The organism is Klenkia terrae (assembly GCF_037083865.1).
GTDB lineage: Bacteria > Actinomycetota > Actinomycetes > Mycobacteriales > Geodermatophilaceae > Klenkia > Klenkia terrae.
On record NZ_JBAPLV010000030.1, the window covers coordinates 1 to 22,544 of the forward strand.

Here is a 22,544-nt window from a genome sequence, read left to right on the forward strand (position 1 = left end):
CCCCCCCCCGCCCCCCCCCCCCCCCCGACGGGATGGGCCTGGACGGGGTCGATCAGGTGAGGAGGTCGTCCAGGTCGCCGTTCATGCAGTGCTCGACGACCGGGCGGACGGTCTCGAACGTGCACTCCTTCGGGTTGCCCGGGGTGCAGGCGTCGCCGAGGACGTGGTTGGTGATCCGGTCGACATCGGCGTCGTCGCCGGTGATCACCTTGGCGTTCTCGTAGAAGGCGGTGGGGCCGGTGCCCAGCCGGTTCTTGGAGTAGCTGTCGGCGGTGACGTCGGTGAACTTCTCGGTGATGCCGACGTCGCGCAGCAGTCGGATCGCCGCGGCCAGGGCCGCGTCGGCGGCCTGCACGTCGGTCATCCCGTAGGTGTCCACCCCCATGGCGGCACCCATCTCGGCGAACCGCTTGTACTGGGTGGGCATGTTGAACGCCCACACCCGGGGCAGGGCGATCGCGTTGTTGAGACCGTGGTGGGTGTCGTAGAAGGCGCTCACGGCGTGGCTGATCGAGTGGATGATGCCCAGCCCGCCGGAGTTGAAGGCCTGCGCGGCGATGTACTGGGCGTGCATCATGCCCTCGCGGCCCTTGAGGTCCTGGCCGTTCCAGACCGCGGCCCGCAGGTTCTCCGCGGTGAGCTTCACCGCGTACAGCGCGTTGCCCATCGACGGCGGGAAGTTCAGCCGGCTGACGTAGGGCTCCGAGGCGTGCGCGAGGACGTCGAAGCCGCACTGGGCGGTGTAGTCGACGGGGCAGTCGTAGTACATGACCGGGTCGTCGATGGCCAGCGTGGCCACCGAGGTGTCGTCGAAGGCGACGTACTTGTGCGGGTTGTCCGGGTCGGTCGTGGTGTCGGTGATGACGTAGGCCCAGGAGGTCTCCGACCCGGTGCCGGCGGTGGTCGACACCGCGATGTGCGGCGGGTTCTTGGGGTTCTCGGACTGGTTGAAGCCCTCGAACTCGTTCACGCTGCGGCCGTCGTGGGCCACCGAGATGCGGGCGCCCTTGCAGGCGTCGTGGCTGGAGCCGCCGCCGATGGACACGAAGCTGTCGCAGGCGTTCTCCTGGTACAGCTTCACCGCGTCCATGACGTTGTAGTCCTTGGGGTTGGACTCGACCTTGTCGTAGATGACGACGTCGAGGCCGTGCCACTTCATGGACTCGGAGATCTTCTCCACGATGTTCGTGCCCCGCAGACCCGAGGTCATGATCAAGGTCTTCTTGAAGCCCAGCTTGAGGGCCTCGGGCCCGATGAGCTCGTGGGCGCCAGGGCCGAGCATCGCCCGCGGGAACGGGTGGAACTCCTTGATGGGGAACGGCTTGAGCAGTTCTTCGACCTGCATGAGTGGACCTTCCTCGTCAGCAGCGGTGCCGGAGTCGGGGCCGAACCTATGGCGCGGGTCACACGATGGGCAGAGTCTGGGCCGGTGTCCGACCGGTCGGAGATCGACGTCGGCCCGACCGGTCAGGCAGACCTGCCCGATCGGTCAGGTCGGCCTCGGACCGCGCCCGGTCACCCCAGGCGGGGGAGGGTGATCGAGGACGGGTGGGCGGCGTCGTGGTGCACCCGGAACGCCCGGTCCAGCCCGCCGGTCGCGGCCCCCGCGGCCTATTGGTGCCCAGGTTGCGGGCAAACCGGGGGGAAGGGCTCCGGGTCCTCGTCCGAGCCCACCAGCAAGCCCTCGCAGGCGGGGAGCAGCTGGTCGTGGTCACTGGTGATCGCCGGTGAGCCGGTGGATCACCACATGAGTGTCACGAGTCGATCTGAGCTTGACCAACAGAAAGCCCCGACCTCCTGACCTGCAGGAACACCGGGGCTGCACTGCGTCCGAGGGGGGACTTGAACTCCGAACTCGGCCTGAGCATCTAGGGGCATTGCAGGGCTCTGAGCTGCGCGTTCAGCGCCTCCGGTGTCTGCTGCATCGGCCTCCAGATGCATGCAGATGCACCCAGGTTCCCGGGCTGCAGTATCAAGATCAGTATCACGGGAGGCTCAAGAGGGCTGCGGTGGGGATACCCCTTCGGGCCCCATTCTGGTTGATCGGTCGCTCAGTCGGAGAGGTCGGATTCGTACTTCTGGGCACCTTGGAAGACCGTCCGAGGACACCGGTTGGACGGCCGACTCCCCGGTGTCGAGCGGAAGCCCTGACGCTCGGAGTGGCATGGGGTCTCCTTTGCTGCTCGTGCTGCGGCCCTCCCGGCGGGGCGCTGGGGGCCGTGGCGGGTGCGGCGAGCAGCCCGTCTTCCTCCAGCCGGGTCGGACGTCGGATCACCGACGACCGGCCGCTGGATCGGGACCTCCGCCCCTCCCGGCCGGTCGAGAGCGGCACCACGGTGGACAGGCCCGGCGACCGGTCCGGGCTGACCACGGAGGTGTGCCATGCCCGACCTGACCGACGTCCCCTCCGGCCCGAGCAATACCTCGGCCGATCCCTCGTCCCCGCCCGTCGTGGTGGGAGTGGACGGCTCGGTCGATTCCCGAGCCGCCCTGGTCCACGCCCTCGGCGCGGCGGCACGCCGGGGAGGGGAGCTGCGGATCGTGTCGACCTTCTCGCTGCAGGCGATGTGGTGGGGTGGCTGGCCGATCGCCCTGCCGCTGGACAGGCTGAGGGACGACCTGGAGGCGCGGGTGCGCCAGATGCTGACCGAGGTGCGCGACGACCCGGCCGTCGCCTCCGTGGCGGGCGCGGACCGCGTGGTCACCATGCTCGACGTCGCGGTGGGGCCGGCGGTCACGAGGCTCGTCGAGGCCTCGGCCGGTGCCTCGTTGTTGGTGGTGGGCACGCATGGGCGTGGAGTCGCGCGGGACGTGCTGCTGGGGTCGGTGGCGCTGCAGTGCGTGGCGCACGCGCACTGCCCGGTCCAGGTCGTCCGGGCAGGTACGCAGGTCGGTCGACCGGGTCCGGTGGTCGTCGGCGTGGACGGGTCTGAAGGGTCGCGGGCGGCGCTCGTCGCGGCCCTGGCCGAGGCGGCTCGCCGCGGGGCGGAGGTCGTCGCACTGGCCGCGTTCGAGATGGTCGACCATTGGGTGGACCTGTCCACCGTGGGCGCCCCAGGACGGGACGAGGTGCGCTGGCAGGTGCAGCGCGGCGTCGATGACCTCGTCGCCGATGCGCTGTGCGAGCACCAGGCCGTGACGGTCGGTCCGGTCCCCGTCGTGCGGACCCTGGTGGTCGAGGGGCCACCCGCCCAGGTGCTGGTGCGCGAGGCGACCGACCTGGACGCCGTGCTGCTCGTGGTCGGGAGCCGCGGTCGCGGTGAACTGCGCGGGCTGCTGCTCGGCTCGATCGCGCTGGCCTGTGCTGCCCGGGCACCGGGCCCCGTGCTGGTCGTGCACCCGACGTCCGTCCGGGCGACGGACTCGGCCCCGATCGCGGCCGCCGCGGCCACCGGCTGACCCGGGGCGCACGGTCAGCGGGCGAGGCCGGCGTCCGGGTCGCGGTGCAGCGGCGGCACCTCCCACGTCTCGGTGTGGTCGTGCAGGACGTCGACCATCGGACGGCGGGGCCCCGGCAGCGGGCCGGGGGTGCCTCTGCCGACCCGCACCAAGGCCTGCAGCCGTCGGCCGGGGCACAGCTCCTGCTCCGCCCGCGCCCGGACGGCCGGCACCTCGACCGGTCCGGTGACCGGGCCGCCCGTGCGGCCGTGGCGGGTGGCCTCCAGCAGCACCCTCTGCAGGGCCCGGCCGGCCTGCACACGGTCGGAGGCGGTGTCCCCAGCGGTGACCAGCGCGATCCGCGCGGGTGCCCGCGCCAGCTCGGCCGCACCGGTCCGGCGGGTGCCGTGCAGAGCCGGGCACAGCGCGGCGGCGTCGCCGGCCCACTGCGTCGAGCGGTTGGCCAGTTCCTGCGGGAGCACCATCAGCTGGACGCCGTGGGCAGCGGCCGCGCCGGTGAGGTCCGCGGCCAGGTCCCAGGGGAGGTCCTCGGACACCAGTCCCTCCCGGCAGGTGTGCCGCAGCTCGACCACCGGGTCGAGCGCCGCCAGGCGCGGATCGGGGACCTGCCCCCCTGGTCGGAGGACGGCGACCAGCGCCTCGTCCGCGGGGTCGGGCAGCACCTGCACGTCGACGGCGACACCCACGGCTGCGGCGCCGACCTCGGCGGTGCACAGCGCGGCGCCCGCGCCGGCCAGCGCGACGAGACCGGTGGGGTCGTGGTCGACGCAGCGGGAGCGGTCCAGCCGCAGTTCCAGCCGGTCCGGGAGGAGGACCCACCACCACGGTTGGGTGTCCTCTGCCGACGGGGACCAGCGGGCGCGGTCCACGCCGCGCCGCAGGGCGTTCGACGTCCGCCGCGGCAGCCGCCGGGGGGAGGAGGCCGGCGGGGCGATGCCGGGCATGCCGATCACCGTGCGGACGTCCGGGCCCGGACCACTCCGCGCGGTCGGCGGACGTCCGCACCGACCGGGACCACCAGCACCGGGCATCCCACCCGGTCCAGCACCCAGCCCGACGTGCGGCGGGCCGGGACGCGGGGGCGCAGTCCGTGCCGGCCGAGCACGAGCACGGCAGCGGACTCCGCTGCCTCCAGCAACCTGTCCGCGGCCGTCCCGGGTCGCAGGACCAGCTCGACCGGTACTGCGGGGTGCCCGGTGCGGACGTCGGCGACCAGCCGTTCGAGCAGGTCGGCCTCGGCCTGGGCCACCGAGTGCTCCGGTGGAGCAGCGGAGCTGGGCCCGGTCCCGTGCACCCGCCAGGCGTGCAGCACCACGAGCGAGGAGCCCCGCACGCATGCCTCGTCGACCGCGGCACCGATCAGCTCGGCCGTGCCCGGCCGGCAGTCCACGCCGACGACGACCGGCCCGGTGGGGTCGCCGCCGGCGCGGTGCACCAGGACGGGGCAGGGCGCGTCGCGGACCAACCGGCCGGCGACCCGGCCCAGGGTGGGGCGGCTGCCGGTCGAGCTGCCCCCGACGACGATCCGGCCCTCCGGGCCCGCGCGCCGGGCGAGGACCTGCTCGGCGCTGCCGGTCGTGTACTCGGCCGTGACCCGCAGGGCCGGGCACGCGACGGTCAGCTCGTCCTGCAGCACCGCGAGCCGCTGCTGCAGCGCCCGAGCACCCACCTCGAGCGCCGCCGTGATCCCCCCGGCGCCCCCGGAGGGGATCACGGTGAGGATCGACGGTGCTCCTGCCACGAGGTGGAGCGGCAGCAGTCGACGTCGGGCCTGTGCTGCACCCTCGCGGGCGGCCGCCGTCGACGCGGGGCCGCTGTCGACCCCCACGACGACCGACGGCGGAGGGCTCACACCCACGTCGTCCCCCCGCGTCCGTCGGACACCGGCAGGTGATGACCGGGCAGGTCCCGGGCGGCCCGTGCACCGCGGGCCGCGGGCCAGCCGGTGGGGCCCGGGCAGGGGACGGGGGGTGGTCCGGGAGCAGGTCGGGTGCTGCCGCTGACCACCTCGTGACGGGCTCGTCGGGGGCTGGCCGCGGTGGGCACCGCCCGGCCGATCCGCAGCAGCAGCTGCGGGTGCACCCCCCAGCACAGCTCGCGGCCCAGCGATGCGCGGGTGCGGGGGACCTCGGTGACCTGGCTGAGCGGACCGGCCGCCCAGCCGTCTGCGGTGAGCTCCAGCAGCACCCGCTCCATCGCCTCGCCGGCCCGCACCCAGGCCCGTTCGTCGTCGGCATGGCTGGCCAGCACCACCAGGGCGCCGGTCCTCCCCGCCCGCGTCGCGGCCGGCAGGGCACCCAGGCCTCGGGTGTCGAAGTCCCGGACGGGGACGTCGTCCTGGGCGCTGCCGTCCACCCGCGGCACCGTGGTGGACGGCACGCCGTCCCCGCTGCGGGTGTCGCGGTTGGTCCAGATCCGCAGCTCGTGCCGGTAGGCGGGGTCGGCGTTCTGCTCCGCATCGGCGTCCTGGGCGAGACGGGCGACGAGCCGGTGCTGGTCCTCGGTCAGCACCGGCACCGCGACGGTGTCCTCGGCGGCGGCCGCGACGAGCACCCGGTCGAGCACGTCCGGGGGGACCGGGTCGTCGGTGTAGCCCCGGCGGTTGGTGCGCCGGGCCCGGACCTGCGGGGCGAGCGCGGCCAGGGCGCTGTCCGGGGGACCGTCGACCAGGTGGACGACGGCGGCCAGGTCGGGGTCGGTGGTCCGTGCGGAACGGTCCACCTCGACCGCCCGGCCGCGGGCGGCCAGCTCGACCCGGGTGTTGAGGACGGCGGCGCCCACGCTGAGCATGAGCTCACGGCCGGCCGGGTCCAGGACGGGCAGTCGGCGGCTGCGGTCAGCACGGACGTCGATGCGGTCCGGGTGCAGCACCAGGAGCCAGGGCTGGGTGTTGTGCACCGACGGGGCCAGCAGCGCGGCGTCGGCAGCGGCCTCGATGTCGGCCATCCGGGTCGGGTCGACGGGTCGGGGCAGGTCGGGTCCGGTGGTCACGGTGCCTCCAGGGGTCGGGTTCCCCGACCGTCCCGTAGCTGCCGCCGCGTGCGGCAGGGGCCGTGGGCCACATCCCGGGGGACCTGGGTCCCTGGCCGGTCCGGGTTCCGCCGACCCACGGTGGTCCGGTGGAGCTGGGACAGGTGGACGGGAGCTGGCCGGGTGCCGATGCGTGGCTGGTCTGCGGGGTCTCCGGATCACCGAACAGCCGGGCCGCGCTGCGGTGGGCCCTGCGCGAGGCCGCGGAGCGCGATGCCAAGGTCATGGCTGTCCGGGTCTGGGCCGGGGGCGCTGCTGCGGCGCGCGCGGAGTGCGAGCGGGACCTGGTGGCCACGGTGCGGGCAGCGGTCCAGGACACCGGGGTGCGCGGACGTACCTGGGTGCGCTTGCTGGACGGTGACCCCGACGGCGTGCTCGCCGCGCTCGCCGAGGAGGCGGACCTGCTGGTCCTGGGATCCCACGAGGTCTCCCACGGCGGGTGACCCGGGGATGCTCCTCGGGTCCGGTGCCGGCGACAGGTCACCCCGGTCCGCCGAGGGGGAGCACCAGGGTCGGGCAGTCGGCGCGGTGGGCGAGGACGGACCCGGTGTCCCGGTGCGGTGTCCGGCGTCCACCGCGGCGGCCCAGCACCAGCAGCTGTGCGGCGGTGGCTGCACCCAGCAGCGTCGGCAGGACGGGGCCGTGGCGCACGACTCCCCGTACGACGACGTCGGGGAAGTCCTCCCGGCAGCCGGCCAGGCTCTCGCCCCAGAGCCGGACCTCGTCGTCACGGGCGTCGGTGAGGCTGAGCGGGCCGTCCGGGTGCTCCCACGCCGAGGCCGGCGACGGTGCGTCCCAGACGTGGACGGCCACCAGCTCGGCCCGTCGGCGTGCGGCCTCGGCGAAGGCCAGGCGGACGGTGGGCCCGGACTCCGCACGGCCGTCCAGGGCCAGGACGACGGGGCCCGGCGGACCGATGACCACGGTGCGGGACGCGGTCGGGACGAGCAGCAGCGGCACCGGTGAGCTCTCCAGCAGTGCAGTGGTCACCGACCCCAGGAGGACCCGTTCGGCCAGGTTGCGGGCCCGACTGCCCACCACCAGCAGGTCGGTGTGCGCGGCGGCGGCCAGCAACGCCGGTGCGGTGCTCCCGTCGGCCAGCCGCCACTGCACGTCGAGTGGCCCCCCGACCGGCGCGGTGTCCTGCGCAGAGTCCTGCGCCGCGTCCTGCGCCGCCGTCCGCAGGGCGAGCTCGGTCGACGACCGCAGGGCGCAGGCGGCGCCGTGGCCGTCCCGGCCCTGGACACCGGCGCCGGCCCAGGGCGACACGTGCACGATGAGCAGTCCGCACCCGCGGTCCCGGGCGGCCCGGGCTGCGACCGCGACGACCGGCCTGGATGCGCGGGACCCATCCACCCCGACGACGACCCGGGGCCCGTTCACCGCAGCAGCTGCTTGCGCCACGAGGGTTCCACCGCCGCCCAGCCCGCCGCCCAGCGACGGGCCCGCGACCGGTCGAGCAGCGCCACCCCACCGAGGTGGGCGAGGACTGCGGTGACCACGACCCCGAGTGCCGTCACGGTGCCGATGGCCGCCGACTGCAGGGCGACGTCGGAGGGGCTCAGCGGGGCGTGCCGCCGCTCACCGGTCGCGGTCGTCCAGATCATGATCCTGTCGCCGGCGTCGTCCCCCGCCGACGCGGGCACCCTGCCCTGGACCGGGAGGCCTGCCGGGGAGGTCCAGCTGGCTGCGACCCACACCGGTTCACCGGACGTGGTGCCCGCGGTCCGGTGGACGTCGACCGCCAGCACGGCCTCCACCTGGTGCAGGCGCGCGGTGTCGGCAGCGGCCTGCTGGGACAACACCTCGCGGGCCGCCGTCCCGGCCGACAACCCGATGGCCGGGGACATCACGAGGACGGCGGTCAACCACAGCCGCAACCCGACGTGGAGACGGTCCGTGGTGCGTCTCATCGACCCTGAGCCCAGGCTGAACCGCCGCACGGCGTGGCCCAGGCAGAGCACTCGTCCGTTGCTCATCCTGCTCCTCCCCGGCCGCCTGTCCGGCGACCCAGCCCACCGTGACGTCGGTGGCCCCTCCTCGGGGACGGGCCAGGGTCCCGGCTCGACGGGACCTCGGTCCCGCCGAGCGGACCGGACCGGCCGCGGCCTCAGACCGGGGGGAGCAGGCGGGGCGGCCAGCTCGAGGGGTGCCGGGCCCGGCAGGCAGCGAGCTCCGCGGCACCGGGCTCGGGTTGCCCGGGACCTCCGGCGCCGGAGGCGTGGACGGGGCAGGACGGGAGCGAGTCCAGGGCATTCCCGTGCCCGGCCGGGTTCGTGCTGTGCAGGTACCGCCCGCCCTCGGGCCGCGGCAGTGCGACGACCGGCCGGGCGTCGCCCAACCAGGACACGACGTAGCGGGCGGTCCCGCGGCACAGGTCCTCCAGGACCCCGGCAACCGGTCGCGGTGACCACGCGGCCGCGGCCGCCCCGGCGCACACCGCACTGATCGCCCCGCCCGGCACCCGGTGGACGTGGTGCACCACGCGCAGCTCGGGCACGGGGTCGGCGCAGTCCACCCTGCGGTCGTCACCGGGGCGGCCCCCGGTCGGCGTCGCTCCCTCCACGTCCACCTCCGGTCGACCCGCTGACGAGGTGCCGACGCTGGCCGACGCCGGCACACCACACCAGGGACTTGGGACCCTGGTCGGGCCGGACGTGCGGGACCTTCGTCCCGGGTCCTGGGCATCTCCGGGTGTCTAGGGTCGGGGCAGGCGACGGACCGGCCGCCGGGGACGGGGAGGACGGGGGACCGATGACGACCGACACGGACCGACCGGAGCAGCTGCGCGTCTTCCTGCTCGACGACCACGAGATCGTCCGGCGCGGTGTGGCCGACGCACTGGAGAGCGACCCGGGGATCGTCGTCGTGGGTGAGGCCAAGAACGCCTCCGAGGCGTTGGCCAGGGTGCCGGCGTTGCGTCCCGACGTCGCCGTCCTGGACGTGCGGCTACCCGACGGCGACGGGGTGACCGTGTGCCGCGAGCTGCGCTCCCGGATGCCGGACCTCAAGGTGGTCATGCTCACCAGCTACAGCGACGACGAGGCGCTGTTCGACGCGATCATGGCGGGGGCCTCGGGGTACCTGCTCAAGCAGATCCTCGGTCAGGACCTCGTCGCGGGGGTGCGCACCGTCGGTGCCGGCGGATCGCTGCTGGACCCCACGGCCACGGCTGCCGTGCTCGACCGGATGCGGCGGGCAGCCGAGCCCGCCGGGCCGATGGCGTTGCTCAGCGACCAGGAGCGCACCGTGCTGGAGCTGATCGGCGAGGGCCTGACCAACCGCCAGATCGGTCAACGGATGTTCCTGGCCGAGAAGACCATCAAGAACTACGTGTCGCACCTGCTGGCCAAGCTGGGCCTCGAGCGGCGCACCCAGGTGGCCATCCTGGCCACCGAGCTGCGCGCTGCCCCACCACGCCGCTGACTGCTGCTGCCGGCCGGTCAACCGGTCGGCACCGGCAGGGGGACCCGCCAGCGCAGTGCCGTACCGCCGTCGGGCAGCGGGACGGCGACGCACGACCCGCCTCGCCGCTCGGCGCGGTCCGCGGCGTTGCGCAGCCCGCTGCGGGCCACCGCCGGATCGATGCCCCGCCCGTCGTCCCGGACCTCGACGACCACCTCCTCGGTGACCTCCACCGTGACCGTGACGTGGCGGGCCGCGGCATGGCGGGCCGAGTTGCTGACACCCTCGCGGACCACGGCCAGCACGTCGGCGGCCAACGGCCCGGTCACGAGGGAGTCCACCGCACCCGAGGTGCGGACCGCCGTGCGCAGGACGTCCCCGGCCGTCTCGGTCACCACCTCCCGGAGCCGGCGGCGCAGACCGGCCGAGGGGTCGACGGCACGGCTGTCGTGCAGGTCGTAGATGGTCGTGCGGATGTCCCGCACCGTCTCGTCGAGCTGCTCGACCACCCTGCTCAGCCGCACCCGGACCTGGTCGTCGGCCACCCGGGGGAGCGCTGCCTGCAGGCTCAGGCCGGCGGCGAACAGCCGCTGGATGACGTGGTCGTGCAGGTCCCGAGCTATCCGTTCCCGGTCGGCCACCACGTCCAGCCGACGCGCCACCCGCTGACGAGCGGCCGTGTCCAGGGCCAGGGCGACCTGGTCGGCGAAGGCGCGCACGAGTTGCCCGCAACCGGGGTCGAAGGTGGCCCGTCCGGCGCGGCGGGCAGCGACGACGACCGCGCCGCGACCTGGGGGTCCGGGCAGGGGCACGCCCAGCGCCGGGCCCCATGCGACGTGCCCGTCCGGTCCGGTGGACGAGCGACCGGCCAGGTCCACGATGACGACGGCCCCGGTGTCGACGACGGCCTGCAGCGGCGGTGAGTCCGCGGGCCACAGCCGTTCCCCGCTCAGGTCCACCAGACCCACGCCGCTCTGCGCCTGGACCTCCCAGCCACCGGCGGCATCCGGCCCGAGCAGCAGCCAGGCGCCGTCGGCCTCGGTCAGGCTCGCCACCCGCTCGACGACCAGCGCCAGGGCGACCTCGGGAGGCTGCCCGTCGAGCAGCGCAGCCCGCACGTCACCGACGGCTGCCTGCCACCGCGACAGCTCAGCCCTGTCCCGGTGCTGGTGCGCGTTGTCGATGGCGGTGCCGGCAGCGGCCGCGAGGGCGACGAGCACTCTCTCGTCCTCGTCGGTGAACGGGCCGCCACCCCGCTTCTCGGTCAGGTAGAGGTTGCCGAACACGACGTCCCGCACGGTGATCGGTACCCCCAGGAACGCGCGCATGGGCGGGTGCCCAGGTGGCAGGCCGACGCTGGACGGGTGCTCGGCGAGGTCGTCGATCCGCAGGGGGCGGGGGGCGGTGATGAGCTGGCCCAGGATGCCGTCACCGTGCGGGGGGCGGCCCATCGCCGCCCGTTGCTCCGCGGTGACCCCGACGGTGAGGAAGGTCCCCAGCCCACCGCCCGGGGCGAGCACCCCCAGCGCCCCGTACCGGGCGCCCACCAGGTGGGCGGCAGCCAGCACCACGCGGTGCAGCGTCCCGTCCAGGTCGAGCCCGCTGGACACGCTGAGGAACGCAGCGAGCAGCTCGGGCACCCGTTCCTGGGTGCGGGCGACCGAGGCCAGCCGGTCCTGCGCCTCCTCGAGCAGATCGTTCAACCCCATCCCGGCCAGTGCCTCGCACTGGGCGCAGCCCTCGCCCGGCCCGGCGCCGGGCTGTGCCGCCCTCACCAGAACCCGGCGGGTACGCAGCGGGGCCCCTGGGGCTGCCCGTCGCGGTGGACCCGGCGTCCCCTCAGCAGCCCCACCGTGATGCCGACGTAGCAGTGGCCTGCCCCACCGGGCGCCCAGGGCCGCACGCCGTACGCATCGAGGCGGTGGATCTCGTCGGGGTCCTCGATCACCCGTGAGGGGCCGACCACGGTGACGTTCCACCCGGTGCGTTCGGCGAGGTCGACGTCGTCGACCTCGAAGGCGACCACCGTGTGCCGGCTCGCCGCGGTGACCTTGCTCCCGCGCCTGGTCGGGATGACGATCTCCGCGCCGTCCACGACGAAGGCCACGGGTTGCACCGCCGGCAGCGCGCCCTCGGTGAACGCGATGCGGCCGATGGCCGCCGTCCGCAGCAGTGCACGGCAGGTTGCCTCGTCCAGTTCCTCGATGCGCCGCTCCGCTGTGCCGTCCATCCTGCCTCCGCCCGGTCCGGTGCCGGTCCTCCCGGCCCGCAACGTCCCCACCCTGTCCGGCCGCGGCCGCGCGCACACCGGGCGTTGGTCACGCACCTGCAGGTATTTCGGCCCGGTGCAGCTCGGGTGCGGCATTCAGCGTGGTGCTCAGCGTGGGGCGGTGCCGACCTGGGCGGCGCCGGCGGGGCTGAGCTCGAGCTGGGAGGCGATCTCCTCCGCCCAGCTGCGCAGCGCCGTCCAGTCGCGGAAGTCCCCGTGCGGTGCGCGCATGGCGGTGACGACCGCCCGTTCACCGAAGCCCAGCCGGGCCGGGTCGAGCCGACCGGGCAGCGTCCGCTGTCCCCGGGCGAGCAGCTCGTCGGCGAGCGGACCGATGTCGTGCGCCTCGTCGGGCGGGAACGGGTGCTCGCCGATCGGGCCGCTGCTGAGCAACCACACGGGACGCCTGCGCAGGGTGACCAGGTGCTGGTTGGCCCAGCGCCGGGCCGGCTCGGCCCAGCGTCCGGCGTAGACGCTGCTGCCCAGCACCACGGCGTCGAACTGGGCGGGGTCGGGATCCTGCTCGACCCGCCGGCAGGCGGCGGTCAGGCGGCACCGCCGACCGGCCACGCTCTCCTGCAGGTCGACCGCCAGCCGCTCGGCGAGCTCGGCGGTCGACCCGTGCTTGCTCGCCACCGTCACCAGGACCCGGGGTCCGGGACCGGGTCGACCAGGAGCGCCGGTCACGACGTGGTCGCGATCGCCTGCGGTCGGACAGCGGCGTGCGCCGCGACCGAGGCGACCGGGACGACGAGGACGGGCACGTCGGCCTGGTGCAGCACCGAGTGCACGGTGGCCCCCGGTCCACCGTCGGCCAGGCAGCGGCGCCCCACGACCAGCATCCGGGCCGTCTCGGCGAACTGCACCAGCACCCGTCCGGCCCGTCCCGGGGCCACGGTGACGTCGATCTCCAGGCGGGGACGGCGGCGGCGCAGCTCGGCCACCGCCGGTTCGACGGCGTCCCGCTCGGTCCGCTCGGTGGCGTCGCGGTCCAACCGCCACCTCAACGACGCCGGCGCGTCCTCGGTGAGCTGCCGCCACGCGTGCACGACGGCCAGGGACACCGAGTTCGCCTCTGCCTCCTGGGCCGCCGCGGCCAGCACCGCCGCGGTGCCGGGGCCGCCGTCCACCCCGGCGAGGACCTCGTGCCGGTCGGCGTGGAGTGCGGGCAGCGGGCGGTGCACCAGGACCGCGCAGGGCGCAGCGGCCGCCACGGTCTCGGCCACGGTCCCGAGGACACCGGTGGAGCCCCAGGTGGTCCCGCTGGCGCCGACCACCAGGAGGTCATCTGCCTCGACGGCCCGGCAGAGCGCGGTCTCCGGGCGGCCCTCGACCAACGTGGCCCCCACGGTCCACCCCGGGATGCTCGCCGTCAGCTCGCGGCGCAGCCGGTCCAGGGCAGCGTTCGCGCTGCGCCGGGCGGCGGCCCGGGCAGCGAGGGTGTCGGGCAGCCCGGGCATGAGCTGGTCGGTCCAGGTGAAGGCCCGGACCAGGCGCAGCGGCCGCTGGCGGCGGACCGCCTCGGCGGCGGCGACGTGGGCGGCCAGCTCGGCGTGCTCGGAGCCGTCCACCCCGACGACGACGGACGGGGTGTGGGTGGTCATGGGTGCTCCTCGGGCGGGGGAGGGGATCCCCAGGTCCAGTCGCGGACCTCGGGCAGGTCGTCGAGCGCCTCGACGACGTGGGTGCGGTGCCGGTCGAGCTGGTCCCGGCAGAGCGCGGTGAGCCGGTCGGCGCCGTCCGGCACGCGGCGGGCACGGCGGAGGGCCTCCAGCACCAGGTGGTAACGGCTCATGCGGTTGAGCACGACCATGTCGAAGGGTGTGGTGGTGCTCCCGTGCTCGGTGAACCCGCGGACGTGGAACCGGTCGGCGTCGGGTCGGCCGTGCAGCAGCGGGTGCACGGTGCGCGGATGGCCGTGGAAGGCGAACACCACGTGCACGGTGTCGGTGAACAGCTCGGTGAACCGGTCGGTGGGCAGCGCCGCCGGGTGATCACCGGGTGGGAGCAGACCGAGGAGGTCGACGACCGCCACCACCCGTACCTGCAGGTGCGGCACGTGGGTGCGGAGCAGCTCTGCGGCGGCAAGCACCTCCAGCACGGGCACGTCCCCCGCTGCCGCCAGCACGACGTCGGGGTCGTCGTCCGGTCGGCGGTCCGGGTCCTCGCTGCCCGCCCACTCCCACACGGCCGCCCCGGCGAGGACGAGGGCGCGGGCCTGCCCCAGGTCGAGGTACTGCAGGTGCTCCTGCTTGTCGACCACCACCAGGTTGACCTGCCCCCGACCGGCCAGGCACTGCTCGGCGACCACCAGCGCCGTGTTCGCGTCGGGCGGGAACCAGATCCTGGTCACCTCGGGCGCCAGCGGGGCGACGGTGTCGACCAGGCCGGGGCCCTGGTGGGAGAAGCCGTTGTGGTCGTTGCGCCAGCACGTGCTGGTCAGCAGCACCGTGAGCGAGGGCACCGGGGTGCGGTCGGGCTGGCCGGCGGCCAGCTGCAGCCACTTGGCGTGCTGGACGACCATCGACGCCGCGACCATCGCGAAGGCCTCGTAGGTCGCGAACAGGCCGTGCCGGCCGGTCAGGGTGTAGCCCTCCAACCACCCCTCGCAGAGGTGCTCGCTGAGCACCTCGAGCACCCGGCCCTGCGGGGCGACGTGGACGTCGTGGGGGAGCACCGGTAGCTGGGTGCACCGGTCGGTCACCTCGAACACCGCGCCCAGCCGGTTGCTGGTGGTCTCGTCGGGGCAGAACAGGCGGAAGTCACCGCCGCCGTCGGGCCGACCGGTGGCCGCGAGGAGGTCGCGCAGCAGGCCGCCGAGCGGCAGGGTCGACCCGTGCCGGACCACCCCGGGTGCGGGGAGGTCCAGGGCGTGCTGGGCGAGGTCGGGCAGGGGCAGGGGGCGGACGCGGAATCCCGGACCACCCGCCCGCGAGCTGGCCGAGATGCGCAGGTCGGCCTCCGGGGTCAGGGCGGCCAGCTCGGGCACCAGGCGGCCCCCGGCGTCGAAGCACAGGTCGGGTCGGTAGGACCACAGCCAGGACTGCAGCTGGGCCAGGTGCCCCGCGTCGTCGCGGACGTGGGTCAGCGGGACCTGGTGGGCGCGCCAGGTGCCCTCCACCAGGACGCCGTCCACCAGCCGGGGACCGGTCCAGCCCTTCGGGGTGCGCAGCACGACCGCCGGCCAGCGCGCCGGCCGCACGTCCTCACCTGACCGTGCCCGTCGCTGCAGGTCGGTGATGGTGGCGTGGGCCTGGGTGAGGGCGTGCTCCAGCTGGCGGAACACCTGGTGCGGGTCGTCGCCGGCGACCACCACCGGTGCCCAGCCCTGGCTGGCGAGGAACGCGCACACATCGGCGTCGGAGGACCGGCCCAGCACGGTGGGACCGGAGATCTTGTACCCGTTGAGGTGCAGCACCGGGAGCACCGCACCGTCCCGGACCGGGTCCAGGAACGCCGGTAGCCGCCAGGACGCCGCGAGCGGGCCGGTCTCCGCCTCGCCGTCGCCGACCACGCAGACCGTCAGCAGATCAGGGTCGTCGAAGGCGGCGCCGGCCGCGTGCGCCAGCGCGTAGCCCAGCTCACCACCCTCGTGGATGCTGCCCGGCACGTGCACCCCGGCGTGGCTGCCCACCCCGCCCGGGGTGGAGAACTGGCGGACGAGGCGGCCGAGACCGGCCAGGTCCGGGGTCACCTCCGGGTGCACCTGGCTGTAGTGCCCGTCCAGCCAGGAGCAGGCCAGCAACGCCGGGCCTCCGTGGCCCGGGCCGGTCACCACCAGCACCTGGCTGCCGGTGCGCCGGATCAGCCGGTTGAGCAGCGTGTGCAGCATCGTCAGACCGGGGCTGGTGCCCCAGTGCCCCAGCAGGCGCGGCTTGACGTCGTCGGGACGCAGCGCGCGGTGCAGCAGCGGGTTGTCCAGCAGGTAGATCTGGGCCGCGGTGAGCAGGTTGGCCGCACCCCACCACCTCAGGTCGAGCTCCAGGTCGAGATCGCTGTAGCGCTCGGGCTCCGGCGGCACCGCGCCGTCCGTGCGGGCACCGAGGGCGGTCACGGTCATGGTCGGGGCTCCTGGGATCGGCGGGTGGCTCCGATCGTGGCGCCGCCGAGCAGCTCCGGTCGGGGGCCTTGGTCCCGCATCCCCGAGCCGTACCGCCCTCGCACCGGCCGGCCGGTGCGCCGTCGGCCCCAGCGGAACCAGGCCAGCGGGCCGACCCAGCTGATCGCGATGACCAGGACCCAGGGGAGCTTGGCCCCGCGCACCTGGTCCGGCGGGCAGCGCCGCAGGTCTGTCCACGCCGACACGGCCAGGGAGAGCTGGGTGCCGCCCACGACCAGCAGCGTGGTCCGGGTGGCGGGCTCGAGGTCCCTCCACCGTCCCCGGGCGCGGTTCACCGGCCAGCGGTGTGCATGGTCACGGAGGCACCCGGGTGGTCCTCCGGGGCTCGTGGCCCGTCCCCCCGTCCGACCGCGGGCAGCGGCACGACCAGCACCGGGCAGGGAGCGTGGTGCAGCAGCCCGCGGGTGGTGGACCCCAGCCCGGTGACCGGTCCCCGGTGGCGGTGCCCCACCACGAGGAGCTCGGCCGTGCTGGCCATCGACCGGAGAGCGGGCACCTGCCGGGCCCTGACCAGAGCGGGCCTGACGGTGACGTCGGGCCAGGTGCCGGCCTGGCCGGCGAGGGCCTCGGACAGGAGACGCTGCTCCTCGTCCCGCACGCTCGCCCAGTCGATCAGCGGGCCGATCGCCCGGTAGGTGGGTTCGAGGGCGGGCTCGACCCAGCTGTGGACCACGACCAGGTCGCCGCCCCGGGCGTCGGCCTGCTCGAAGGCGGCGCGCAGCACGGCCGCCTCGCCGGGGCGCCCGGCCACCCCGACCACGACCGACCGGCCCTCGACGAGGACCGCGGTGTCCTCGTCGGGCAGGACGAGCACGGGGCAGGCAGCGTGGGCCACCACCCGGGCAGCGGTCGCGCCGGGACCGGCGATCCGGTCGCCCGACCGGCCGCCAAGCACGAGCGAGGACGCCCCCACGCTCTCCTCGACCAGCACCTCCGCGACGTGGCCCGAGCGCACCGCGGTCTGCACCGAAGAGGCCGGCAGCAGGTCGCCGACGGCCCTCGTGGCGCGCTGCAGCAGGTCCTCGGCGGCGCGCCGGTGGAGCTCATGGACATCGTGCGCGGCCCGGGAGCTGGTGAACCACCCCGGCCGTACCGGGTGCTCGACGTGGACCATCCGCAGTCCCCGCCCCAGCCGGGCGGCTTCCCGGGCTGCCGCCCGGGAAGCCGGGACGGCTTGGGGGGAGTGGTCCACGGCGACGACCACCGGTGGGGCGATGTTGTCCATGCTGGGCTCCTGTCCTCCGGGCGCCGCCCGGCTCCTGGGCTGGGCCTGCCTATCGGCCCTGGGGTGCAGCCTGGGCCGCCCGGTCTCCGTCCCCCAGGGCCTCCGGTCGGGCCGGGTCGGGCCTTCGGTCCTCCTGGGTGGTGGTGATCAGGAGGTCGGCAGCGCTGACGATGCCGACCAGTTCGCCACCCAGCACCACGGGCATGCTCCGCAGCCCGTCCTGGACGAGGGCGTCCGCGACGCCGGCGAGGCGGGCGCCGGGGGACAGGCACCGGACCGGGGTCCGCATGACCGCACCCACCGATGTCCCCGCTCCGGGCCCGGCCCGCAGCAGGTCCAGCTCGGCGACGATGCCGACGACCCGGCCGTCGGCATCCAGCACGGGCAGTGCGCCGACACCCCAGCGGCGCAGCACCGCCGCCGCGGTGCTGACCGGGTCGTCGACGGAGACGGTCCGCACCGACCGGGTCATCACATCACGCACCCGCAGGTCGCCAGCCGTGCCGGTCACCGCGGTCCTCGGTCCCGGCTCCGGTCCACCAGGCGGCCGAGGACGACGAGCACGGCACCGTAGAGCAGGCACAGCGGCTGGAACCAGGAGAAGGTGGCGAGGACGGCGACCTGTCCCACGATCCACCCGACCAGCAGCGCACCGGCGAGCGTCGTGAGGTCGCCGGTGGCCGGACGGCGACGCGCCCCGGCCCAGGCGGCGACGAACATGGGCAGACCGACCAGCACGAACAGGGCGGCCCCCGCCAGCACGGGGCTGTCCCACGGCAGGCGGTCCCGCACCCGCGCGCCGAGGTCGAGCCCATCGCTGGCGAGTCCCACGGCGCCGGTGGCCGCGGTCAGCCCCATGAGGGCGCAGGGCAGGACGACGGCGCCGGGGCCCGCCCGCAGCTGGGTGGTGGCCGGGGCGGCATGCCGGGTCACCGGGGTCCCCCGGCAGTGCCGGCCGGTTCGTGGTGCGGCGCGCCGACCGGTGCATCACGCACGCGCACGTCCACCACCCCGGGCACCGTGCGGGCCAGCGTGGTCAGCGCCGAGGCCTCCTGCGCCGGGTCGGGGGAGGGCGCGCCCGCGCGGCGCACCAGCGCAGCGCACCCGTCGGAGACCCCCACCTCGAACCTCCCGGGTTCACCGGTGTACTGCTCGATGACGCCCAGCAGGTCCAGGCGCACCTCCTCGTCCCGGCGCAGCAGCATGCCGAGGAGGTCGCGGCGGCTCAGCACCCCGACCACCCGACCGTGCTGGAGGACGGGCAGGCTGCGGTGCGAGCGCTCCAGCAGCAGGCGTGCGGCGTCGGCGACGTCGTCGGCGACGTCCACGGCGGTCGCCGGGGCGGTCATGATCCCGGCGACCAGCGCGGCCGGTCGGTGGTCCCGGTCCCGGACGTCCCGGCGGGCGTGCAGCCGGGGGTCGGGTCGGATGCGGTCGCGCACCAGATCGACCTCGGCCACCACGCCGAGCAGCCGGTCCCCGGTGTCCACGACGGGGAGCGCGGCGAACCCGCGGGACGCCAGCACCTCCGCGGCGTAGGTGGCCGGCGTGGCCGGCCCCACCGTGACGGCCGGGGCGCTCATCAGCTCTCGCACCTGCACGTGTCCTCCCGGGCTCGGGGAGCCCGGACGGGCCCGTCACCGAGCCTGTGCCCGGGCCGGCCGGCGGCCCAGGGGCCTTCGCCGCTGCGCCCCGGGGCGAAGGACCCGGCGCGCCGCGCAGGACCTAGGTCCCCCGGCGGGGGGACCTGGGGTCAGCGCGGCCAGGACCTCGGCCGGAGGCCGGGCCACCGGGCCGTTCCTAGGGTCCTGACCGTGGACACCCTGAGCGGGGCCGGACACCGACTGCGTGCCGCTGGCGCAGGCGTGCGCGCCGGCCTGCTGGGTCGGCGCGCCGCCGACCTCGTCCCGCGGGTCCGGGTGCACCTCCTCGGGACCGCCGCGCTCGGCGCGGGTGCGGCGACCGCCGCGATCCTCGCGGCGGTCGCCCTCTCCCGGGCGCTGACCGGTGAGCGGCAGCAGCTCGGAGTCCTGGTGGCCGCGGTGCTGCTGCGGGCCGGGGCCGGGTGGCTGCGCGAGTGGTGGGCGCACCGCTCGGCCCGCCGGGCCGTCGGCGAGCTGCGGGCGGGCCTGGTCGACCGCACGACGACGGCCGGGCCCGGAGCTCTCGACCCGTCGGAGGTCGCTCTGCTGGCCACCGATGGCCTGGACCGGCCGGAGGAGGACCTCGCCGTCCACCTGCCCGCCCGCATCGAGGCCGCGGTCCTCCCCGTGGCCGTGCTCGTCGTGGTCGCCGTCGTCGACCCGCCCACCGCGCTGATCCTGCTGGTGGTGCTGGTGCTGCTCACGGTCTTCCTCGTCCTGGTCGGGCTGGTCGCCCGTGACGAGGCCGACGCCCGGCTGCACACCCTGACCCGGCTCGGCGCCCAGCTGCTCGACCTGGTCGCCGGACTCCCCACGCTGCGCGCCCTCGGCCGCGACCAGGACGAGGTGGCCGTGGTGGAGGCCCGGTCACGGGCCCACCGGCGAGCCACCGTGCGCACCCTGCGGACGGCGTCCCTGTCCGGTCTCGTGCTGGAGCTGGACCTGCCACGGGTCGCAGCATGATCCACGACGCGTTCGGCGCCCGCACGGGGACGGAGGTCCCTCCTGCTCGGGTCCGACGACGACGGGGGAAGGTCCCCGGACCGCAGCGGCGGGTTCCCCCTGCGCCGCACGCTCGGACCGGAGCCGGGCCCACGGCCGGAGGGGAGTCGACGTGTCCGTCGCACGAGGACCGACGACAGGTGCCCGACCGTGACGACGGGGTGGGGCGGGTCGACGGCCTGGGGACCGATGACCGGTGGCACGGGCGTGCCCACGCTGCTGCTGGCCCTGCTCGTCGTGCTCGTCGTGACCACGATCGTCGTCGTGGGGGTGCGGTCCGGCCGGGCCGCCGGCGGTCCTCCGCCGACCACGCCCCGGCGGGGGGCCGCCCGGGAGCTGCTCGACGGGCAGCTGGCCCGCGGCGTGGTCGACGAGGACGAGTACCAGCGTCGCCTCGACGCCCTGGCGGACAGCCGGTGACCTCCCGAGAGCTCTCGACCAGCACCCACCAGCACCGACCACGAGGAGTTGTCATGAAGGCTGCCGTCGTCCCGCGCCTCGGCGCACCCCTGCAGATCCAGGACCGTCCCGTTCCCGAGCCCGGCTCCGGCGAGGTACTGGTCCGGATGGAGGCCAGCGGGCTCTGCCACACCGACATCCATGCCGCCCGCGGCGACTGGCCGGTGCAGCCCAGCCCACCGTTCGTGCCCGGCCACGAAGGCGTCGGCATCGTCACCGCCCTCGGGCCCGGGGTGACCTCCCGGTCGCTCGGGGACCGGGTGGCGATCGCCTGGCTCGGGTCGGCCTGCGGGCACTGCCGGTCCTGCGTCGCGGGGTGGGAGACCCTGTGCGAGTCGCAGACCAACTCCGGCTACGGCCGGGACGGCGCGTTCGCCGAGTGCGCGACCGTGGCCGCCGACTTCGCCGTCCGTGTCCCGGACGGCGTCACGAGCCTGGACGCCGCCCCGCTGACCTGTGCCGGGGTCACCACCTACAAGGCGGTGAAGGTCGCCGGGGTGGCTCCCGCCGACTCCGTGGCGGTGTTCGGGATCGGCGGGCTGGGGCACCTGGCGGTGCAGTACGCCCGGATCGCCGGCGCCTTCGTCACCGCGGTGGACATCACCGAGGAGAAGCTGGTGATGGCCCGGGAGCTGGGCGCCGACCACACGGTGGACGCCTCGACCGCCGACCCCGTGCAGGCCATCCAGGCCCGCGGTGGGGTAGACGTGGCCATCGCGCTCGCGGCCTCGCCGACCTCGTTCGACCAGGCCTACCGTTCGCTGCGGCGCGGCGGGCGGCTGGTCTGCGTGGCGTTGCCGGCCGGGGGGAACCTGTCGCTGCCGATCTTCGACATGGTGCTCTCGGGCAAGCACGTCCTCGGCTCCATCGTCGGCACCCGCAACGACCTGGCCGACGTGTTCGCCCTGCACGCGGCGGGCCGGACCCGGGTGATCTCGGTGGAGCGCAAGCTCGACGAGGTCAACGACGCCATGGCCGAGGTGCTGGCCAGCACCGTCCCGGCCCGCGTCGTGTTCGGGTTCTGACGCGAGGTCGCCTGCAGGGGGTCTGCGCGCTCGAGGTGCACAGGGGCCGGTTCGCGGACGGACCGCCCTCCGGCCAGCCACCGGGACGGCGGCAGGACGTCCGGGCGGGGGCAGAGGGGACCTGCGCCCCTCCCGCGGGTCCGCCAGGGCTCGGAAGGTGGTCGGGGGCGGGACGAGCTCGCCCGGAACACCCACCTGGAGGAACGATGACCTCGCTGCAGGAACGACGGGCCGCCCCGGCCCTGCCCCCGTTCACGACCCTGGACCGGGTGCTCGACGACTGGCTCCGTGCACTGCCGCTGTCCCGCGAGGTGCTGCTGCGGCCACTGGCAGACCGTCCGGCCGGGCAGGACCTCATCCGCGTGGACGAGCACCGCGACGGCTCGACGCTCGTGGTCCGGGCCGAGCTACCCGGCATCGACCCCGAGCGGGACGTCGATGTGGTCGTCGCCGGCGGGATGCTGCGGATCGACGCCCGGCGGGAGTCCGAGGAGGAGCACCGCGAGGACGGGTGCATCCGGCACGAACTCCGGCGTGGTCACCTGACCCGTACCCTCCCGCTCCCCGAGGGCACCACGGAGGGGGACGTGTCGGCGAGCTACCGCGACGGGATCCTGGAGGTGCGTGTGCCCGTCGCCGAGCAGCCCACGGCACCCGCCGAGACCCGGGTCCCGGTGAGCCGCACCTGAGTTCCCACCGCGGACCGGACCGGCGGAGGCCGGTCGTCCGCGGGGCGTCGAGCCCTCCCACGTGGGTGGGACTCCGCCGTCCTCACCGGAGTGGCACGAGGTGCAACTCCGGTGGGGAACGGGCGGGAGGACCTCGGACCCTGGCGGCAACCGTCCAGGACGGACACCGTGGGCCGTACCGAGAACCCTGTGGTCGATGTGCGTGGTCGGCCGGGACCGGGTCATCGGCCCGGCCCGGGAGCCCCCCGTCTCCCGGGTCGGGTCTCGTGCAGCGGGGT

General features: G+C 75.2%; 24 protein-coding genes. 7 read left to right on the forward strand and 17 right to left on the reverse strand.

Going from position 1 to position 22,544, the window contains the following annotated elements; translation table 11 throughout:
• Nucleotides 1-52 precede the first annotated feature (52 nt).
• Nucleotides 53-1,345, reverse strand: a complete 1,293-nt coding sequence (gene mdo, locus UXQ13_RS20375) for an NDMA-dependent methanol dehydrogenase (protein WP_336392874.1) — start codon at nucleotides 1,343-1,345, stop codon at nucleotides 53-55.
• Between the two features lie 1,037 nt (nucleotides 1,346-2,382).
• Between mdo and UXQ13_RS20380 the strand changes: the two genes are divergently transcribed.
• Nucleotides 2,383-3,399 (forward strand): universal stress protein, encoded by a 1,017-nt coding sequence (locus tag UXQ13_RS20380; RefSeq protein WP_225235669.1) that lies wholly within the window; start codon nucleotides 2,383-2,385, stop codon nucleotides 3,397-3,399.
• Nucleotides 3,400-3,413: 14 nt separating this feature from the next.
• Here UXQ13_RS20380 and UXQ13_RS20385 read toward each other — a convergent pair whose 3' ends face one another.
• Genes UXQ13_RS20385 through UXQ13_RS20395 form a run of 3 tightly spaced genes read right to left on the reverse strand, consistent with a single transcriptional unit; the run spans nucleotide 3,414 to nucleotide 6,390 of the window.
• On the reverse strand, nucleotides 3,414-4,343 hold the full coding sequence (locus UXQ13_RS20385) for a hypothetical protein (protein WP_225235670.1): 930 nt from the start codon (nucleotides 4,341-4,343) through the stop codon (nucleotides 3,414-3,416).
• A 5-nt stretch (nucleotides 4,344-4,348) separates the two neighbouring features.
• Nucleotides 4,349-5,257, reverse strand: coding sequence for a universal stress protein (locus tag UXQ13_RS20390; protein WP_318250053.1), 909 nt, complete (start codon nucleotides 5,255-5,257; stop codon nucleotides 4,349-4,351).
• A complete protein-coding gene (locus UXQ13_RS20395) occupies nucleotides 5,248-6,390 on the reverse strand; it encodes an Acg family FMN-binding oxidoreductase (protein WP_225235672.1) in 1,143 nt (380 codons plus the stop codon). The genes UXQ13_RS20390 and UXQ13_RS20395 overlap by 10 nt, the downstream gene beginning before the upstream one ends.
• Nucleotides 6,391-6,518: 128 nt before the next feature.
• Between UXQ13_RS20395 and UXQ13_RS20400 the strand changes: the two genes are divergently transcribed.
• Nucleotides 6,519-6,872 (forward strand): universal stress protein, encoded by a 354-nt coding sequence (locus UXQ13_RS20400; protein WP_225235673.1) that lies wholly within the window; start codon nucleotides 6,519-6,521, stop codon nucleotides 6,870-6,872.
• 37 nt (nucleotides 6,873-6,909) lie between these two features.
• On the opposite strand, the gene UXQ13_RS20405 is transcribed toward UXQ13_RS20400, so the two are convergent.
• From UXQ13_RS20405 to UXQ13_RS20415, 3 genes are all read right to left on the reverse strand, one after another.
• The gene (locus UXQ13_RS20405; RefSeq protein ID WP_225235674.1) at nucleotides 6,910-7,812 is read right to left on the reverse strand and encodes a universal stress protein; all 903 of its coding nucleotides are present in this window, start codon (nucleotides 7,810-7,812) and stop codon (nucleotides 6,910-6,912) included.
• Nucleotides 7,809-8,408 carry an Rv1733c family protein gene (locus UXQ13_RS20410; RefSeq protein ID WP_336392875.1) on the reverse strand — a complete coding sequence of 200 codons (600 nt, stop codon included), beginning with the start codon at nucleotides 8,406-8,408 and terminating at the stop codon, nucleotides 7,809-7,811. Before UXQ13_RS20410 ends, UXQ13_RS20405 begins: the two co-directional genes overlap by 4 nt.
• A gap of 131 nt (nucleotides 8,409-8,539) precedes the next feature.
• Entirely contained in the window at nucleotides 8,540-8,947 is a 408-nt protein-coding gene (locus tag UXQ13_RS20415) for a hypothetical protein (RefSeq protein WP_225235676.1), read from the reverse strand.
• A 236-nt stretch (nucleotides 8,948-9,183) separates the two neighbouring features.
• Between UXQ13_RS20415 and UXQ13_RS20420 the strand changes: the two genes are divergently transcribed.
• Nucleotides 9,184-9,855, forward strand: coding sequence for a response regulator (locus UXQ13_RS20420; protein WP_225235677.1), 672 nt, complete (start codon nucleotides 9,184-9,186; stop codon nucleotides 9,853-9,855).
• Between the two features lie 17 nt (nucleotides 9,856-9,872).
• Here the strand turns inward: UXQ13_RS20420 and UXQ13_RS20425 are convergent, their stop codons facing one another.
• The 10 genes from UXQ13_RS20425 to UXQ13_RS20470 all read right to left on the reverse strand — a co-directional run bounded on the left by UXQ13_RS20425 (nucleotide 9,873) and on the right by UXQ13_RS20470 (nucleotide 19,031).
• The gene (locus UXQ13_RS20425; protein ID WP_225235678.1) at nucleotides 9,873-11,609 is read right to left on the reverse strand and encodes a sensor histidine kinase; all 1,737 of its coding nucleotides are present in this window, start codon (nucleotides 11,607-11,609) and stop codon (nucleotides 9,873-9,875) included.
• On the reverse strand, nucleotides 11,606-12,064 hold the full coding sequence (locus UXQ13_RS20430; protein WP_225235679.1) for a pyridoxamine 5'-phosphate oxidase family protein: 459 nt from the start codon (nucleotides 12,062-12,064) through the stop codon (nucleotides 11,606-11,608). Before UXQ13_RS20430 ends, UXQ13_RS20425 begins: the two co-directional genes overlap by 4 nt.
• A gap of 147 nt (nucleotides 12,065-12,211) precedes the next feature.
• A complete protein-coding gene (locus UXQ13_RS20435) occupies nucleotides 12,212-12,745 on the reverse strand; it encodes a flavodoxin domain-containing protein (RefSeq protein WP_263639407.1) in 534 nt (177 codons plus the stop codon).
• A 41-nt stretch (nucleotides 12,746-12,786) separates the two neighbouring features.
• A complete protein-coding gene (locus UXQ13_RS20440; protein WP_225235681.1) occupies nucleotides 12,787-13,707 on the reverse strand; it encodes a universal stress protein in 921 nt (306 codons plus the stop codon).
• The gene (locus UXQ13_RS20445; protein WP_225235682.1) at nucleotides 13,704-16,163 is read right to left on the reverse strand and encodes a phosphoketolase family protein; all 2,460 of its coding nucleotides are present in this window, start codon (nucleotides 16,161-16,163) and stop codon (nucleotides 13,704-13,706) included. The genes UXQ13_RS20440 and UXQ13_RS20445 overlap by 4 nt, the downstream gene beginning before the upstream one ends.
• On the reverse strand, nucleotides 16,160-16,498 hold the full coding sequence (locus tag UXQ13_RS20450) for a DUF4808 domain-containing protein (protein WP_225235683.1): 339 nt from the start codon (nucleotides 16,496-16,498) through the stop codon (nucleotides 16,160-16,162). Before UXQ13_RS20450 ends, UXQ13_RS20445 begins: the two co-directional genes overlap by 4 nt.
• A complete protein-coding gene (locus UXQ13_RS20455) occupies nucleotides 16,495-17,448 on the reverse strand; it encodes a universal stress protein (RefSeq protein ID WP_225235684.1) in 954 nt (317 codons plus the stop codon). Before UXQ13_RS20455 ends, UXQ13_RS20450 begins: the two co-directional genes overlap by 4 nt.
• Nucleotides 17,449-17,497: 49 nt before the next feature.
• Nucleotides 17,498-17,959, reverse strand: a complete 462-nt coding sequence (locus UXQ13_RS20460; RefSeq protein WP_225235685.1) for a CBS domain-containing protein — start codon at nucleotides 17,957-17,959, stop codon at nucleotides 17,498-17,500.
• Nucleotides 17,956-18,381: a hypothetical protein gene (locus UXQ13_RS20465; RefSeq protein WP_225235686.1), complete on the reverse strand. Its 426-nt coding sequence runs from the start codon at nucleotides 18,379-18,381 to the stop codon at nucleotides 17,956-17,958. The genes UXQ13_RS20460 and UXQ13_RS20465 overlap by 4 nt, the downstream gene beginning before the upstream one ends.
• Nucleotides 18,378-19,031, reverse strand: a complete 654-nt coding sequence (locus UXQ13_RS20470) for a CBS domain-containing protein (protein ID WP_225235687.1) — start codon at nucleotides 19,029-19,031, stop codon at nucleotides 18,378-18,380. The genes UXQ13_RS20465 and UXQ13_RS20470 overlap by 4 nt, the downstream gene beginning before the upstream one ends.
• 282 nt (nucleotides 19,032-19,313) lie before the next feature.
• Between UXQ13_RS20470 and UXQ13_RS20475 the strand changes: the two genes are divergently transcribed.
• The 4 genes from UXQ13_RS20475 (at nucleotide 19,314) to UXQ13_RS20490 (ending at nucleotide 22,266) form a co-directional block, all read left to right on the forward strand.
• On the forward strand, nucleotides 19,314-20,054 hold the full coding sequence (locus UXQ13_RS20475) for an ABC transporter transmembrane domain-containing protein (RefSeq protein WP_336392876.1): 741 nt from the start codon (nucleotides 19,314-19,316) through the stop codon (nucleotides 20,052-20,054).
• Nucleotides 20,055-20,282: 228 nt separating this feature from the next.
• Nucleotides 20,283-20,513, forward strand: a complete 231-nt coding sequence (locus UXQ13_RS20480) for an SHOCT domain-containing protein (RefSeq protein ID WP_225235689.1) — start codon at nucleotides 20,283-20,285, stop codon at nucleotides 20,511-20,513.
• A 53-nt stretch (nucleotides 20,514-20,566) separates the two neighbouring features.
• A complete protein-coding gene (locus UXQ13_RS20485; RefSeq protein WP_225235690.1) occupies nucleotides 20,567-21,577 on the forward strand; it encodes a zinc-dependent alcohol dehydrogenase in 1,011 nt (336 codons plus the stop codon).
• A gap of 206 nt (nucleotides 21,578-21,783) precedes the next feature.
• The gene (locus tag UXQ13_RS20490) at nucleotides 21,784-22,266 is read left to right on the forward strand and encodes an Hsp20/alpha crystallin family protein (protein ID WP_225235691.1); all 483 of its coding nucleotides are present in this window, start codon (nucleotides 21,784-21,786) and stop codon (nucleotides 22,264-22,266) included.
• The last annotated feature ends 278 nt before the right edge of the window (nucleotides 22,267-22,544 follow it).

Bases quoted from the DNA above. Each gene is read 5' to 3' on its own strand.
- mdo (WP_336392874.1), bottom strand. From the start codon at position 1,345: ATGCAGGTCGAAGAACTGCTCAAGCCGTTCCCCATCAAGGAGTTCCAC.
- UXQ13_RS20380 (WP_225235669.1), top strand. From the start codon at position 2,383: ATGCCCGACCTGACCGACGTCCCCTCCGGCCCGAGCAATACCTCGGCC.
- UXQ13_RS20385 (WP_225235670.1), bottom strand. From the start codon at position 4,343: ATGCCCGGCATCGCCCCGCCGGCCTCCTCCCCCCGGCGGCTGCCGCGG.
- UXQ13_RS20410 (WP_336392875.1), bottom strand. From the start codon at position 8,408: ATGAGCAACGGACGAGTGCTCTGCCTGGGCCACGCCGTGCGGCGGTTC.
- UXQ13_RS20420 (WP_225235677.1), top strand. From the start codon at position 9,184: ATGACGACCGACACGGACCGACCGGAGCAGCTGCGCGTCTTCCTGCTC.
- UXQ13_RS20430 (WP_225235679.1), bottom strand. From the start codon at position 12,064: ATGGACGGCACAGCGGAGCGGCGCATCGAGGAACTGGACGAGGCAACC.
- UXQ13_RS20440 (WP_225235681.1), bottom strand. From the start codon at position 13,707: ATGACCACCCACACCCCGTCCGTCGTCGTCGGGGTGGACGGCTCCGAG.
- UXQ13_RS20445 (WP_225235682.1), bottom strand. From the start codon at position 16,163: ATGACCGTGACCGCCCTCGGTGCCCGCACGGACGGCGCGGTGCCGCCG.
- UXQ13_RS20455 (WP_225235684.1), bottom strand. From the start codon at position 17,448: ATGGACAACATCGCCCCACCGGTGGTCGTCGCCGTGGACCACTCCCCC.
- UXQ13_RS20470 (WP_225235687.1), bottom strand. From the start codon at position 19,031: ATGAGCGCCCCGGCCGTCACGGTGGGGCCGGCCACGCCGGCCACCTAC.
- UXQ13_RS20480 (WP_225235689.1), top strand. From the start codon at position 20,283: ATGACCGGTGGCACGGGCGTGCCCACGCTGCTGCTGGCCCTGCTCGTC.
- UXQ13_RS20485 (WP_225235690.1), top strand. From the start codon at position 20,567: ATGAAGGCTGCCGTCGTCCCGCGCCTCGGCGCACCCCTGCAGATCCAG.
- UXQ13_RS20490 (WP_225235691.1), top strand. From the start codon at position 21,784: ATGACCTCGCTGCAGGAACGACGGGCCGCCCCGGCCCTGCCCCCGTTC.